We start from the raw sequence: 14,908 nt of genomic DNA on the forward strand, positions 1-14,908 counted from the left end.
ACCCTTGAGGCTTCCATGCACCGCTATCGCTCCAAGACCTGCGGCGAGCTGCGTTCAACCCATGTCGGCGAGACCGTCCGGCTCTCCGGCTGGTGCCACCGCATCCGCGACCATGGCGGCATTCTCTTCGTCGACCTGCGCGACCACTACGGCATCACCCAGTGCCTTGCCGATCCGGATTCGCCGGCCTTCAAGGCGCTGGAAGCCTGCCGCGCCGAGTGGGTCATCCGCATCGACGGCAAGGTGAAGGCGCGCGACGAGGGGCTGAAGAACCCGAAGATCCCGACCGGCGACGTCGAGGTGTTCATCACCGAGCTTGAGGTGCTGGGCAAGGCGGACGAGCTGCCGCTGCAGGTCTTCGGCGACCAGGAGTACCCGGAGGAGACGCGCCTCAAGTACCGCTTCCTCGATCTGCGCCGCGACAAGCTGCACAAGAACATCATGACGCGCGGCGAGGTGGTGGATTCCATCCGCCGACGCATGAAGGGGCAGGGCTTCTTCGAGTTCCAGACGCCGATCCTCACCGCGTCCTCGCCAGAGGGCGCGCGAGACTTCCTCGTGCCGAGCCGCATTCATCCCGGCAAGTTCTACGCCCTGCCGCAGGCCCCGCAGCAGTACAAGCAGCTTATCATGATGAGCGGCTTCGACCGCTACTTCCAGATCGCGCCCTGCTTCCGCGACGAGGACCCGCGCGCCGACCGCCTGCCCGGCGAGTTCTACCAGCTCGACCTCGAGATGAGCTTCGTCGAGCAGGAGGACGTGTTCGCGGCGGTGGAGCCGGTCATCCGCGGCGTGTTCGAGGATTTCGCCGAGGGCAAGCCGGTGACGCAATCCTTCCCGCGCATTCCCTATGCCGAATCCATGCGCAAATACGGCTCCGACAAGCCGGATCTGCGCAATCCCCTCGTGATGCAGGACGTCTCGGAGCATTTCCGCGGCTCGGGCTTCAAGGTCTTCGCCCGCATGCTGGAGGACGCCAAGAACCAGGTCTGGGCGATCCCCGGACCGACGGGCGGTTCGCGCGCCTTCTGCGACCGCATGAACGCCTGGGCTCAAGGCGAGGGCCAGCCCGGCCTCGGCTACATCATGTGGCGGGAGGGCGGGGAGGGCGCCGGCCCGCTCGCCAACAACATCGGCCCGGAGCGCACCGAAGCCATCCGTCAGCAACTGGGCCTGAAGGCGGGCGATGCCGCCTTCTTCGTCGCCGGCGACCCCGAGAAGTTCGTCAAGTTCGCCGGCCTTGCCCGCGCGAAAGTGGGCGAGGAGCTGAACCTCATCGACAAGGACCGGTTCGAACTCGCCTGGATCGTCGATTTCCCCTTCTACGAGTGGAACGAGGACGAGAAGAAGGTCGACTTCTCGCACAATCCCTTCTCCATGCCGCAGGGCGGGCTCGAGGCGCTGAAGACGCAGGAGCCGCTGTCGATCAAGGCGTTCCAGTACGACATCACCTGCAACGGCTACGAGATCGCCTCCGGCGGCATCCGCAACCATCGCCCGGAGGCCATGGTCATGGCCTTCGAGCTCGCCGGCTATGATGAGGCGACCGTGATCGAGCGGTTCGGCGGCATGTATCGCGCCTTCCACTACGGCGCGCCGCCGCATGGCGGCATGGCGGCGGGCGTCGACCGTATCGTCATGCTGATCTGCGGCACCCAGAACCTGCGCGAGATCTCGCTGTTCCCGATGAACCAGCGCGCCGAGGACCTACTCATGGGCGCGCCGAACGAGGCGACGCCGAAGCAGTTGCGCGAGCTCTCCATCCGCATCGCCATCGACCCCAAGAAGCCGTGATGACGGCGGTGGGCGAGGGCGCCTTCGAGAGCCGCTTCGTCACGGCGCAGGATGGCCTCCGGCTCCATGCCCGGGTCTATGGCAGGCCGGTTGGGGGCCGGGTCCCGCTCGTCTGCCTGCCGGGCCTCTCCCGCAATTCCGGCGATTTCGACGGTCTGGCCCGGACACTCGCGCCCGAGCGACAGGTGATCGCCCTCGACTATCGCGGGCGCGGCCTCTCCGGCTGGGACGCCAACTGGCAGAACTACGCCCTGCCGGTGGAACTCGGCGACGCCCTGTCCGTGCTCGCCGAACTTGGCGTCGCCAGGGCGGTGTTCCTCGGCACGTCGCGCGGCGGCCTCCTCACCATGCTGGCTGGTATGGTCAGGTCCGATCTCCTCGCCGGGGCGATCCTCAACGACATCGGCCCGGTGATCGAGAATGTGGGCCTTGCGCGGATCAGGGCCTATCTCGACCGGCTGCGGGAGCCCGCCACCATCGACGAGGCGGTCGCGCTTCTGAAGGCCGCCGGGGCCGAGCGCTTTCCCGCACTGACCGACGCGGACTGGCGCGGCCAGGCGGAGAGCATCTGGACGGACAGGGACGGTGTCTTCGCGCCCGCCTTCGATCCGGCCCTGGCGAAGACGCTCGAGACCGCCGACCTCGACGCGCCCCTGCCGACGCTATGGCCGCAGTTCGACGGCCTCGGGGACGTGCCGCTCATGGTCATCCGCGGCGACCGTTCCGACATCCTGTCTGCGGACACGGTCGCGGCCATGGCGGAGCGCCGGCCGGACATGGAGGTCGTCACGGTTGTCGGGCAGGGCCATGCGCCGCTGCTCACCGACGAAGGGTCAATCGGGCGCATCGCGGACTTCGTGCGGCGGCGCGATGCGGCCTGATCCCTGGGGACTGTGCCCTTGCGCCGCCTTGGCAGTGCGATGGCGTCACACTAAGGTCCTCGTCCCGGGGGCAATCGCGACAGCGCAGCACAGTGAACATTCCAAATCTTCTGACGCTGCTGCGCATCCTTCTTGTGCCGGTCGTCGTCTGGGCGATCGCGCAGGGGCAGATGGGCATCGCGCTGGCGGCCTTCGTCATCGCCGGCGTGACGGACGCGGTGGACGGCTACATCGCCAAGCGGTTCGATCAGCAGACCGAACTCGGCGCCTATCTCGACCCGCTCGCCGACAAGACGCTGATCGTGTCGATCTACATCTCGCTGGCGATCTTCGGCTTCATCCCGCCGTGGGTGGCGATCCTGGTCGTCTCGCGCGACATCATGATCGTCGGCGCGGTCGTCCTGTCGACGCTGATCGAGCGGCCGCTGACGATCCAGCCCCTGCTGGTCTCCAAAGCCAATACGGTGGCGCAGATCGTCTTCGCCGCGCTTGTCCTGGCGGCCAAGGGGCTCAGCCTCGACCTCGACTGGGCGATCTTCATCGCCATGTGGGCGGTGGCGGTCCTCACCCTCGCCTCGGCCGGCGCCTATATGGTCGGGTGGGTGAGGCACATGTCGAACTGATCGCGCCCGCGCGCGACAGCCCCTTGCATGCTGGCTCCCGCATTGCGACCTTGGGACGCGCGGGTCCGCCCCGCGCCCGCCTTGAGAGGACTTGCCCTTGACGTTGCAGAGACAGGTCGGCTTCTGGATCGGCGGGCTCGCCGTGCTGGCGCTGTCGCTGTTCGTCCTGCGCGGCATCCTGCTGCCGTTCATCGCGGGCCTGGCGCTGGCCTATTTCCTCGATCCCATCGTCAGCCGGCTGGAATTGATCCGCGTTCCCCGCATCGTTGGCGCGCTGACGGTGATCGGCACCTTCGTCGTCGTCTTCGTGGTTCTGACCGTGCTGATCGTGCCGATCCTCGCCAACCAGCTGACCGCCTTCGTCACCCGCCTGCCGAGCTATGTGGTGCAACTCCAGGCGCTTGCCACCGAGCAGAACCGCGAATGGCTGCAGCGGGTTCTGGGCGACCGGCTGCCCGACGTGTCGCGGACGATCGGAGACATCGTCTCGCAATCGACGGGCTGGGCCGCCTCCTTCGTGCAGCAGAGCCTTTGGACGGGCGGCGCCACCTTCCTCTATCTCTTCGCGCTGGCGATCATCACGCCGGTGGTCGCCTTCTACCTGCTGAAGGACTGGCCGCGCATGATGGCCAAGATCGATTCCTGGCTGCCGCTGCAGCACCGCGAGACAATCCTCGGCCTGATGCGCGAGATGAATGTCGCCATGGCCGGCTTTGTGCGCGGGCAGGCGACCGTCTGCGTCGTGCTGATGATCTATTACGGCATGGCGCTGACCGGTGCGGGGCTCAATTTCGGCCTGCTGATCGGCCTGGGAACCGGCTTCCTGTCCTTCATCCCCTATGTCGGTTCGATCACCGGACTGACGCTGGCGCTCGGCGTCGCCATCGTCCAGTTCTGGCCGGACTGGACCATGGTCCTCATTATCCTTTCGATCTTCGGCATCGGCATCTTCTTCGAGTCCTACGTCCTCTATCCCAATCTTGTCGGCGAGTCGGTCGGCCTCCATCCGGTCTGGCTGATGTTCGCGCTGTTCTCCTTCGGCGCGCTGTTCGGCTTTGCCGGCCTCATGCTGGCGGTCCCCCTGGCCGCCTCCGTCGGGGTCTTGACCCGCTTCGCGATCCGGCAGTACCTCGCGAGCCCGCTGTATACGGGCGTGCCGCGGCCCCGGCCGCATGACGGTTCGGCGCGGCCGGAGATGTGAGATGGTTCCGAGTGCGACGCGATCCGGTCCGCGCCAGATGGCGCTGGATCTGGCGCTGCCTGAAAGTCTGTCCCGGGACGATTTCCTCGCCGCCCCCTGCAACGAGACGGCGCTGGGGCTGATCGAATCCTGGCCCGACTGGCCGTCCAAGGTGGTGGCGCTGGTGGGGCCGCCCGGCGCCGGCAAGAGCCATCTCGGCGCGATCTGGGCCGACATGGCCGGCGCCCGGCGCCTTGCCGCCCGTGATCTTGCCGGCTCCAATCCGGCCGAGGCGCTCGCCACCGGCGCCCTGCTTCTGGAAGACGCAGGCCCGCGGACGTCCGAAGTCGCCCTGTTCCACCTCCTCAACAGCGCCCGCGAAGAGGACGCCTTCGTGCTCATGACGGCCCGCGAGGCGCCAGTGTCCTGGGGCACCGGCCTGAGGGACCTCGCCTCGCGCCTGCGGGCGCTCCCGGTCGTTGCCGTCGCCGAGCCGGAGGACGGGCTGCTGCGCTCCGTCCTCGTCAAGCTCTTCGCCGACCGGCAACTGGTGGTCGACGCCGAGATTGTGGAGTTCCTCGCCCGGCGGATGGAACGCTCGCTGGATTCGGCGCGGCGGCTTGTCGCAGAACTCGATCGCGAAGCGCTGGAAACCGGGCGGCGGCTCACCCGTCCGCTCGCCTCGCAGGTCCTCGACCGCGTCATGCAGCCGACCCTGATCTGACCTGTCGGGGCGCCCGCCCTCTTTGACGGCCGTCACAGTGCCGTCATGATGGCAGGGGAAGGGTGGCGCGTTCCACCCGGCGAGGACATGATGACGACGCTCGACACGAAGAAGGATGCGGCCACGCGCGTGGCTGCCGACGCCAAGGGCCATGGCCGCAGCCAGGCTGCTGCGGCGGCCTCGGCGGTGCGCGTCGTCGCCCAGGAGGCGGCGGCCGCGATCAGCGATCTTCGCGATCGTCCGGAGCGCTTCATCAACCGCGAGCTGTCCTGGCTGCAGTTCAACCGGCGCGTGATGGAGGAGGCGTCCAACCGCAACCATCCTCTGCTCGAACAGCTCCGCTTCCTGTCGATCTCGGCGAACAATCTCGACGAGTTCTTCATGGTGCGCGTCGCCGGCCTGCGCGGGCAGGTGCTGCAGGGCGTCGGGACCGTCTCGCCGGACGGCCTGACCCCGGCCGAGCAGTTGTCGCGAATCTCCGAGGCCGTCGCCAGCCTTGCCTCCGACCAGCAGAAGCGCTGGCGCGAATTGCGCGAGGAGGTGCTGCACGAGGGCATCGTGCTGGTGGATGCTCCTGATGTCACCAAGGCCGAGCGCGCCTGGCTGGAGGACCATTTCCTTGGCCATGTCTTTCCGGTGCTGACGCCGCTGGCGATCGACCCGGCCCATCCCTTTCCCTTCATTCCCAACCTCGGCTTCACGGTCGCCCTGCAGTTGCAGCGCCAGAGCGACAGCCGACCGATGCGCGCGCTCATCCGCGTGCCCGCCAAGATCGACCGGTTCATCCGGCTGCCCGACCTCGCGGAGACCGGCGCCCGGCGCTTCGTCACACTGGAGCAGACGGTCGGCCTGTTCATCAACCGCCTGTTCCCCGGCTATGACGTGAAGGGGCAGGGCGCCTTCCGCGTCATCCGCGATAGCGACCTCGAGATCGAGGAAGAAGCCGAGGACCTCGTCCGCCATTTCGAGTCGGCGCTGAAGCGCCGCCGGCGCGGCTCGGTCATCCGGCTCGAGGCCGAGGCCTCCATGCCCGACGACCTCCGGCATTTCATCGCCGGGGCACTCGGCGTCGTCGACGACGAGATCTTCCGCGTCGAAGGCGTCCTCGCCCTCAATGAACTGGCCCAGCTCGTCTCGCTCGACCGTCCCGACCTGAAGTTCGTCCCCTATGCGCCGCGCTACCCCGAGCGCATCCGCGACCAGGGCGGCGACTGCTTCGCGGCCATCCGCCAGAAGGATCTGGTGGTGCATCACCCCTACGAGAGCTTCGACGTGGTGGTGCAGTTCCTCAACCAGGCCGCCCGCGACCCCAACGTCGTCGCCATCAAGCAGACGCTCTACCGCACCTCCTCGGACTCGCCGATCGTCAAGGCGCTGGCGGAAGCGGCCGAGGCCGGCAAGTCGGTGACCGCGCTGGTCGAACTGAAGGCGCGCTTCGACGAGGAGGCCAATATCCGCTGGGCGCGCGATCTGGAACGCGCTGGCGTTCAGGTGGTCTTCGGCTTCATCGAGCTCAAGACCCACGCCAAGCTGTCGATGGTCATCCGCCGCGAGGGCGAGAACCTCGTTACCTACTGCCACGTCGGGACGGGCAACTATCACCCGATCACGGCGCGCATCTACACCGACCTGTCCTATTTCACCGATGATGCGGTGATCGGACGCGATGTCGCGCGCACCTTCAACTTCATCACCGGCTATGCCGAGCCGCAGGAACTGGAGGCCATGGCCGTCTCCCCGCTCGGCCTGAAGAAGCGGTTGCTCGACCACGTCGCCGAAGAGATCGCCTTCGCCAAGGCCGGCAAGCCCGCCGCCATCTGGCTGAAGATGAACTCGCTCGTCGATCCCATGATCATCGACGCGCTCTATGATGCGAGCCAGGCCGGCGTGCGCATCGACCTCGTTGTGCGCGGCATCTGCTGCCTGAGGCCGGGCGTGCCCGGCCTGTCGGAGAACATCCACGCCAAATCGATCGTCGGGCGTTTCCTCGAGCACAGCCGCATCTACGCCTTCGGCGGCGGCCATGGACTGCCGCACGCGAAGGCCAAGGTCTACATCTCCTCAGCCGACCTGATGCCGCGCAATCTCGACCGGCGCGTCGAGGTTCTCTGCCCGCTGGTCAACCCGACGGTCCATGAGCAGGTGCTCGACCAGATCATGATCGCCAACCTGAAGGACAACCAGCAGAGCTGGCGTCTCTTGCCGGATGGGACCTCGACGCGTATCAAGCCGGCCGAAGGCGAAGAAGCCTTCAACGTGCACAAATACTTCATGACCAATCCGAGCCTGTCGGGACGTGGAAAATCGCTCAAGGAATCGTCTCCCCGCCGCTTCGCCGCCAGGGCCGAGCGGGCTGACGACTGATGCCTTCGAGATCGCCCCGGGCCGTCTCCAGCTCGGTCCGACGATCGGCGTCATCGACATCGGGTCGAATTCCGTGCGCCTCGTCGTCTATGAGGCGCTGACGCGCTCGCCGACCCCGATCTTCAACGAGAAGGCGCTGTGCGGCCTCGGCCGCAATGTGTTGACCTCGGGTCGTCTGGGCGACGAAGCCGTGGCGCGGGCGCTGGCCTCGATCCGCCGGTTCCGGGCGCTCTGCCGGCAATTGCGCGTCGGCGAACTGCATGTGCTGGCGACCGCCGCGGTGCGCGACGCGAAGAACGGCGGCGAGTTCATCGCGGCCTGCGAGGCGATCTGCGGCGTGCCGCTGAGACTGCTGTCGGGCCGCGAGGAGGCCTATTTCGCCGCCCTCGGCGTCGTCTCGGGCATGCACCAGCCCCACGGGATCGTCGGGGACCTCGGCGGCGGCTCGCTCGAACTGGTGGATCTCAAGGGCGGGAAGATCGGTGCCGGCGTGACACTGCCGCTCGGCGGCCTGGCGCTGCAGGACACCTCAGGGCAATCGGTGAAGAAGGCCGAGCGGATCGCCGCCAAGCTGGTCGGCAAGGTCGATCTCCTCAAGAAGGGCAAGGGCCTGACCTTCTATGCGGTCGGCGGCACCTGGCGATCGCTGGCCAGGCTCCACATGGCGCAGCGCGGCTATCCGCTCAACGTGATGCACGGCTATTCCCTGACCGGCAAGGAGATCGCCGACTTCTGCTATCTCGTCAGCCGCCAGCCGACGGATTCGATTTCGCGCATCGACGTCGTGGCGGAAAGCCGCCGTCCGCTGCTCGCCTACGGGGCCCTTGTCCTCGAGGCGGTGGTTCGCGCCGCGAAGGTCGACAAGGTGGTGCTGTCGGTGACCGGCGTGCGCGAGGGCCTGCTCTATTCCCTCCTCGACGATGAGGAGAGGGCGGCCGATCCGCTGATTTCGGCTGCCAGGGAGCTCTGCCTGCTGCGCTCCCGTTCGCCGCGCCATGGCGAGGAACTGATCGCCTGGACCGACCGGTTCATGGAGGTCACCCATCTGGAGGAATCGGCGGAGGAGCAACGGCTGCGCCATGCCGCCTGCCTGCTGGCCGATATCGGCTGGCGCGCCCATCCCGACTATCGCGGCGAGCAGAGCCTCAACATCATCGCCCACGCCAATTTCGTCGGGGTCGACCATCCGGGCCGCGCCTATCTGGCGCTGGCGAGCTTCTACCGCCACGAGGGCCTGCTCGACGAGTTCATGTCGCCGCGCATCCGCGAACTCGTCGGCGTCAGGCTGCTCGACCGCGCCCGCATCCTCGGCGCGGCGATGCGCGTCGCCTATCTGGTCTCCGCCGCCATGCCGGGCGCCCTGCCGCGGGCGCCGGTGGCGGTCGAGGACCGCCGCCTCGTCCTGACGCTGGCCGGCGACCTCGCCGGGCTTGCCGGCGAGCGCCTGTCCAACCGGCTGCGGGCGCTCGGCCGTCTCGTCGGGCGCGAGAGCGAGTTGCGCGTCATCCCTTGAGGGCGGCGGCCGCTGTCCGGGCTGCGGCCTTCGGCGGGGCAGGGCGCTCGGCCTTGCCGTGCAGCCGGTCGAAACGGGCGCGCGCCGCGTCCATCTCCTCGCGATGGGCGAAGGCCCAGTTGCCGAGAGCCTCGATCGGCACCATCAGCGAGCGGCCGAGCGCGGTCAACTCGTATTCGACCCGCGGCGGGATCGTCGGATAGACGGTCCGGGTCACCAGGCCGTCCCGCTCCAGCCCGCGCAGCGACAGGGTCAGCATCCGCTGCGAGATGGTGCCGATCTCGCGCCTGAGCTCGTTGAACCGTCGCGGGCCCTTCCGCCCCAGCATGCGGACGATGAGCACCACCCACTTGTCGCCGATGCGTGCCAGAACCGGTTTCACCGCCGCGCAATCCTCGGGGCGGTCGTGCGTGTCGGTCACATCCATGTGCCCTGCTTCCTTCCGCGTGCCTTCTTGCGCGATGCAGCGCAAGTTACCAGACTATCCTCGGTTACAAAGAGTAACTACCAATCACGCGCTGCGGAAGCCCCACGGCGGCGCCGCACAGGAGACAACCATGAGCCTCAAGCTCCACACCATCATCACCAGCACGCGCCCCGGCCGCGTCGGCCCGCAGGTCGGCAAGTGGTTCAACGACTACGCCGTCGCGCATGGCGGCTTCACCGCCGAACTCATCGACCTCGCAAGCTTCAAGCTGCCGGTCTTCGACGAGCCGAACCATCCGCGCATGGCCAAATACGAGAAGGATCATACCAAGGCCTGGTCGGAGAGCGTCAAGGCAGCCGACGCCTTCGTCTTCGTCACGCCCGAGTACAATTACGGCGTCTCGCCGGCGCTCTACAACGCGCTGACGTTCCTGGCGCAGGAATGGGCCTACAAGCCGGTGGCCTTCGCTGCCTATGGCGGCGTGTCCGGCGGCCTGCGCGCCGTGCAGCACATCAAGCCGATCCTCACCACCCTCAAGATGATGCCCATTCCGGAGGCGGTCGCCGTTCCCGGCTTCGGGTCCTTCCTCGGCCCCGACGCAGCCTTCAAGCCGAACGATCTCATCGAGACGAGCGCCAAGCAGGTGCTCGACGAACTGGTGAAGTGGGCGGGTGCGCTGAAGCCGCTGCGGGGCTGATCCCCGTCTTTCGGCAGGCAATTTGCATGGATGGTGGCGGCTCCGGAACCCTGTTCCGGGGTCGTCATCCCATTAGCTGAGTGGACGGGTGAGGGGCCTTGGCTCTAGAACCCATCCGATCTCCCCCTTGCTGCGTGCCGCCTGAAAGACTTTCCCGCATGTTCAAGAAGATCCTGATCGCCAATCGCGGCGAGATCGCCTGCCGCGTGATCAAGACCGCGAGGAAGATGGGCATCAAGACGGTCGCCGTCTATTCCGACGCCGACCGCGACGCCATGCATGTGGAGATGGCCGACGAGGCCGTCCATATCGGCCCGCCGGCCGCTGCCGAGAGCTATCTCGTCATCGACAAGATCATTGCCGCCTGCAAAGAGACCGGCGCCGAGGCCGTCCATCCCGGCTACGGCTTCCTGTCCGAGCGCGAGGCCTTCGCCCAGGCCCTGAAGGACAACGGCATCGTCTTCATCGGCCCCAACCCGCACGCCATCGCGGCGATGGGCGACAAGATCGAATCGAAGAAGGCGGCGGCGGCCGCGCATGTCTCCACCGTGCCCGGTTTCCTCGGCGTGATCGAGGACGCGGCGCACGCCACCCGCATCGCCGATGAGATCGGCTATCCCGTGATGATCAAGGCCTCCGCCGGCGGCGGCGGCAAGGGCATGCGCATCGCCAACTCCGCCTCGGAAGTCGCCGAGGGCTTCCAGTTGGCCAAGTCCGAGGCGAAATCCTCCTTCGGCGACGACCGTGTCTTCGTCGAGAAGTTCATCGTCAATCCGCGCCACATCGAGATCCAGGTGCTGGGCGACAAGCACGGCAACGTCATCTATCTCGGCGAGCGCGAGTGCTCGATCCAGCGCCGCAACCAGAAGGTCATCGAGGAGGCGCCCTCGCCGCTGCTCGACGAGGCCACCCGCCGCGCCATGGGCGAGCAGGCGGTCGCGCTCGCAAAGGCCGTGAACTACGATTCCGCCGGCACGGTCGAGTTCGTCGCCGGCCAGGACAAGTCCTTCTACTTCCTCGAGATGAACACCCGCCTGCAGGTCGAGCATCCGGTAACCGAGATGATCACCGGCATCGACCTCGTCGAGCAGATGATCCGCGTGGCGGCCGGCGAGCCGCTCGCGCTCACCCAGGACAAGGTGAAGCTGAACGGCTGGGCGGTCGAGAGCCGCATCTACGCCGAGGACCCCTATCGCAACTTCCTGCCCTCCATCGGCCGCCTGGTGACCTACCGGCCGCCGGCAGAGGGGCCGGTCGGCGAGGCGGTGGTGCGCAACGACACCGGCGTTTTCGAGGGTGGCGAGATCTCGCTCTACTACGATCCGATGATCGCCAAGCTGGTCACCTGGGCGCCGACGCGCGCCAAGGCCATCGCGGCGCAGGCGGATGCCCTCGACGCCTTTGCCATCGAGGGCATCCAGCACAACATTCCCTTCCTTTCGGCCCTGATGCAGCATCCGCGCTGGCAGTCCGGCAATCTCTCGACCGGCTTCATCGCCGAGGAATATCCCGAGGGCTTCAAGGCCCGCCTGCCAGAGGGGGAGGCCGCCGGCGTGATGGCCTCCGTCGCCGCCTTCATCGACCACCTCCACAACGTCCGCAAACGCAAGATCTCCGGCCAGATGCACCAGGGGCACCGGGTCGCCTTCGACCGCGAGCGGGTCGTGCTGATGGCCGGCACGCGCCATGACGCCGAGGTCATCGACGAGGGCGGCAAGATCGCCGTGCGCCTGTTCGACGGACCCGACGGCGCCGAGACCGCGACCCATACGGTCGTCTCGGCCTGGCTGCCGGGCCAGCCGGTCTTCACCGGACAGGTCGACGGCCACACCGTGAACCTGCTCGTCCGCACGGTGCCCAATGGCGTCACGCTCGCCTATCGCGGCATCGCGACCACGGTTCACGTCTATACCCGCCGCGAGGCGGAACTCGCCGCGCTGATGCCGGTGAAGGTCGCCGCCGATACGGGCAAGAAACTGACCTGCCCGATGCCGGGCCTCGTCAAGTCGATCGCGGTTGTGGTCGGCCAGGAGGTGAAGGCCGGCGAGGCGCTCTGCGTCGTCGAGGCGATGAAGATGGAAAACGTGCTGCGCGCCGAGCGCGACGGCAAGGTCAAGTCCATCGCCGCCAAGGCCGGCGACAGCCTCGCCGTGGACGCCGTCATCATGGAGTTCGCGTGAGGCTGCCGGCGGGCGTTGTTTGAGCCTTGCGGCGAGAAGAACGCTCTGCTATTCAGCCGCCTCGCCGGGGCAACCCGGCACTGCGGTCGTGGCGGAACTGGTAGACGCGCTACCTTGAGGTGGTAGTTCTTAACCGAGTGGAGGTTCGAGTCCTCTCGACCGCACCAAATTCGAAGCCCCGGAGGACGAAGGTCCACCGGGGCTTTTTGCTGCGTGGCGCAGGGTCAGGGCACGAAGGGCTTGTCCCTCGGCCGGAGGCGCCCTTGGGCGCCCCCGGGAACAGGGGTCATGTCAGACGGCCGATTTCGCCGCAGCCGGGCGTCGTAGAGCCTGCCGGACCGTCGCGTAGAGCGCCCAGACGACGAGGAGCAAGGCCAGCGTCAGCAGCGTGGCGCTGATCGGCCGGTCGAAGAGGCTCAGGTAGTCACCTCTCGCCATCAGCATGGCGCGCCGGAAGTTCTCCTCGATCATCGGCCCCAGAACAAAGCCGATCAGCAGGGGCGCCGGCTCGAACCCGAGCACCCGCATCGCATAGCCGATGAGGCCGAATCCGAGCGCCATATAGACGTCGAAGACGCTGTTGTTGACGCTGTAGACCCCGATGCAGATCAGCACCAGGATGGCAGGGTAGAGCAGGTGGTAGGGCACGGTGAGGATCCGCACCCACAGCCCGATCAGCGGCACGTTCAGGACCACCAGAAGCACGTTGCCGATCCAGAAGCTCGCGACGAGGCCCCAGAACAGTTCGGGCCGGTTCGTCATCAGCATGGGGCCGGGCGTGATGCCGTGGATCATCAGGGCGCCGAGCATCAGCGCCATCGTGGCGGCGCCGGGAATGCCCATGGTCAGGGTCGGAATGAACGCGGTCTGCGCGGCTGCATTGTTGGCGGCCTCCGGCCCCATGATCCCTTCGATCGCCCCCTTGCCGAACCGCTCGGGCGTTCGCGAGACCTTCTTCTCCACCACATAGCTCATGAAGGCGGCGATGGTCTGGCCGGTGCCGGGCAGGGTGCCGAACAGGGAGCCGATCGCGGCGCCGCGCGCCATCGGCATGATGGACCGCTTCATCTCGCCGGGTCTCGGCAGCATGGACCGGAAGGTGATCCGCGTGTGGGGGCGCTGCTGGCTGCCTTTGATCGATGCGATGATTTCGGAAATGCCGAAGAGACCCATCGCCAGGGCGATGATGCTGACGCCGTCGAACAGGTTGTGGAAGCCCATGGTGAAGCGGTCGGCCCCGGTTTCCAGATCGGCGCCGATGCAGCCGATGAGGACGCCGAGCACCACCATGATGATGCCCTTCACGGGCGAGCCCTGGCTGATGGCGCTGGCCGCGAGAAGTCCGAATAACATGACGGCGAAATAGTCCGCCGCCCCGAAGGCCAGCGCGACCTTCGAGAGAAGCGGCGCAAACCCCATCAGCAGGATGATGCCGACGCTGCCGCCGACGAAGGAGGCAACTGTCGTCATCAACAGCGCCTCGCCGGCGCGCCCCTGCTGCGACATCGGATAGCCGTCGAGGCAGGTCACCGCCGCGGAAGGCGTGCCCGGGAGGTTGAGCAGGATGGAGGCGATCGAGCCGCCATATTCGGCGCCGTAGTAGACGCCCGCGAGCATGACGAGCGCCGCCGTGGGCGACAGGTAGAAGGTCACCGGCAGGAGCATGGAGACGGCGGCAAGCGCGCCGATGCCCGGCAGAACGCCAATGAAGGTCCCGAGAAAGACCCCCAGGAAGCAATAGAGCAGGTTTTCGGGAGAGAAGGCGGTCTGGAAACCCAGCGCCATATTGGCCAGCAGATCCATGTCAGTACCACTTGAGGGGCTGCATGGGCATGCCGAGCAGCTTGATGAACAGGACATAGGCCCCCACGCACAGACCCGCGGCCAGAAGCAGCGTCGGCACGGGGCGGGAGCGGCGGTCGGCCAGCGAGGCGATCGCGACGGTGGCGAAGATGGCCGGCATGAGGCCGAGGAAATCCATCACGATGGCGAAGGTCAGGATGGACGCGCCGACGCTCAGCAGCGGCCGCCAGGACACCTCGGGTGCATCGCCCGGGCGGACGAGGGATGAAACGACGATGATCAGCGACAGGCCGATCATCGCTCCCGATGCCAGCATTGGATAATAGCCCGGGCCCATGGCCGTACTCGTGCCGACCTGGAGCTGGAGCGACCGGACCAGAAACCAGACACCAAGAGCAAACAGGAGGGCGCCTCCGATGAGGTCGCGCAGGTCAATTCGCAGCACGTGGAGAGCCTCCCCTAAAGGGTGATGTTCTTGTGTGATGGGGATGGGGGAACCAATGCAACGATCCATGCCCATCGTGTTCATAGGCGATGCCGGCGATTGCTGGCAAGCAAGGCGCGAATTCGTCAGTATAAGACTATAAAGTGAATTGTGATAATATTGCCGTATTAGTCAATTGTGTTGTGTTACACGTAAATTTCTCGAAACGAATATACCGTTACGGTAACTAGACAATAGAGATGCGATCAGATTGCAACGCGCTTTGGCGAGGGGGGCG

The 14,908-nt window shown here is 66.8% G+C and carries 12 protein-coding genes and 1 tRNA gene; 10 read left to right on the forward strand and 3 right to left on the reverse strand.

Features of this window, described 5'->3' with window-relative positions; translation table 11 throughout:
• Positions 1-15: 15 nt before the first annotated feature.
• The 7 genes from aspS to ppx all read left to right on the forward strand — a co-directional run bounded on the left by aspS (position 16) and on the right by ppx (position 9,079).
• On the forward strand, positions 16-1,794 hold the full coding sequence (aspS, locus tag ACJ4V0_RS11340; protein WP_448299687.1) for an aspartate--tRNA ligase: 1,779 nt from the start codon (positions 16-18) through the stop codon (positions 1,792-1,794).
• Entirely contained in the window at positions 1,794-2,675 is an 882-nt protein-coding gene (locus ACJ4V0_RS11345; RefSeq protein ID WP_448299688.1) for an alpha/beta fold hydrolase, read from the forward strand. Before aspS ends, ACJ4V0_RS11345 begins: the two co-directional genes overlap by 1 nt.
• Before the next feature lie 92 nt (positions 2,676-2,767).
• Positions 2,768-3,298 carry a CDP-alcohol phosphatidyltransferase family protein gene (locus ACJ4V0_RS11350; RefSeq protein ID WP_448299689.1) on the forward strand — a complete coding sequence of 177 codons (531 nt, stop codon included), beginning with the start codon at positions 2,768-2,770 and terminating at the stop codon, positions 3,296-3,298.
• 97 nt (positions 3,299-3,395) lie between these two features.
• Positions 3,396-4,499: an AI-2E family transporter gene (locus ACJ4V0_RS11355; RefSeq protein WP_448299690.1), complete on the forward strand. Its 1,104-nt coding sequence runs from the start codon at positions 3,396-3,398 to the stop codon at positions 4,497-4,499.
• Between the two features lies 1 nt (position 4,500).
• The gene (locus ACJ4V0_RS11360) at positions 4,501-5,202 is read left to right on the forward strand and encodes an HdaA/DnaA family protein (RefSeq protein ID WP_448299691.1); all 702 of its coding nucleotides are present in this window, start codon (positions 4,501-4,503) and stop codon (positions 5,200-5,202) included.
• Between the two features lie 90 nt (positions 5,203-5,292).
• Positions 5,293-7,566 (forward strand): RNA degradosome polyphosphate kinase, encoded by a 2,274-nt coding sequence (locus tag ACJ4V0_RS11365; RefSeq protein WP_448299692.1) that lies wholly within the window; start codon positions 5,293-5,295, stop codon positions 7,564-7,566.
• Positions 7,556-9,079 carry an exopolyphosphatase gene (gene ppx / locus ACJ4V0_RS11370; RefSeq protein ID WP_448299787.1) on the forward strand — a complete coding sequence of 508 codons (1,524 nt, stop codon included), beginning with the start codon at positions 7,556-7,558 and terminating at the stop codon, positions 9,077-9,079. Before ACJ4V0_RS11365 ends, ppx begins: the two co-directional genes overlap by 11 nt.
• Here ppx and ACJ4V0_RS11375 read toward each other — a convergent pair.
• Positions 9,069-9,506 carry a winged helix-turn-helix transcriptional regulator gene (locus ACJ4V0_RS11375; protein WP_448299693.1) on the reverse strand — a complete coding sequence of 146 codons (438 nt, stop codon included), beginning with the start codon at positions 9,504-9,506 and terminating at the stop codon, positions 9,069-9,071. The two genes, ppx and ACJ4V0_RS11375, sit on opposite strands and share 11 nt — an antisense overlap.
• Before the next feature lie 130 nt (positions 9,507-9,636).
• Here ACJ4V0_RS11375 and ACJ4V0_RS11380 point away from each other — a divergent pair, with 130 nt between their 5' ends.
• The 3 genes from ACJ4V0_RS11380 to ACJ4V0_RS11390 all read left to right on the forward strand — a co-directional run bounded on the left by ACJ4V0_RS11380 (position 9,637) and on the right by ACJ4V0_RS11390 (position 12,550).
• Positions 9,637-10,203: an NADPH-dependent FMN reductase gene (locus ACJ4V0_RS11380; protein ID WP_448299694.1), complete on the forward strand. Its 567-nt coding sequence runs from the start codon at positions 9,637-9,639 to the stop codon at positions 10,201-10,203.
• Positions 10,204-10,361: 158 nt separating this feature from the next.
• Complete coding sequence (locus tag ACJ4V0_RS11385) at positions 10,362-12,383, forward strand: acetyl-CoA carboxylase biotin carboxylase subunit (protein ID WP_448299695.1); 2,022 nt, start codon at positions 10,362-10,364, stop codon at positions 12,381-12,383.
• Positions 12,384-12,465: 82 nt separating this feature from the next.
• Positions 12,466-12,550: transfer RNA gene (locus tag ACJ4V0_RS11390), tRNA-Leu, on the forward strand.
• 124 nt (positions 12,551-12,674) lie between these two features.
• Here ACJ4V0_RS11390 and ACJ4V0_RS11395 read toward each other — a convergent pair.
• Positions 12,675-14,186, reverse strand: coding sequence for a tripartite tricarboxylate transporter permease (locus ACJ4V0_RS11395; protein ID WP_448299696.1), 1,512 nt, complete (start codon positions 14,184-14,186; stop codon positions 12,675-12,677).
• 1 nt (position 14,187) lies between these two features.
• A complete protein-coding gene (locus ACJ4V0_RS11400; protein WP_448299697.1) occupies positions 14,188-14,631 on the reverse strand; it encodes a tripartite tricarboxylate transporter TctB family protein in 444 nt (147 codons plus the stop codon).
• Positions 14,632-14,908: the final 277 nt, after the last annotated feature.

This window comes from Phreatobacter aquiterrae, assembly GCF_053471285.1.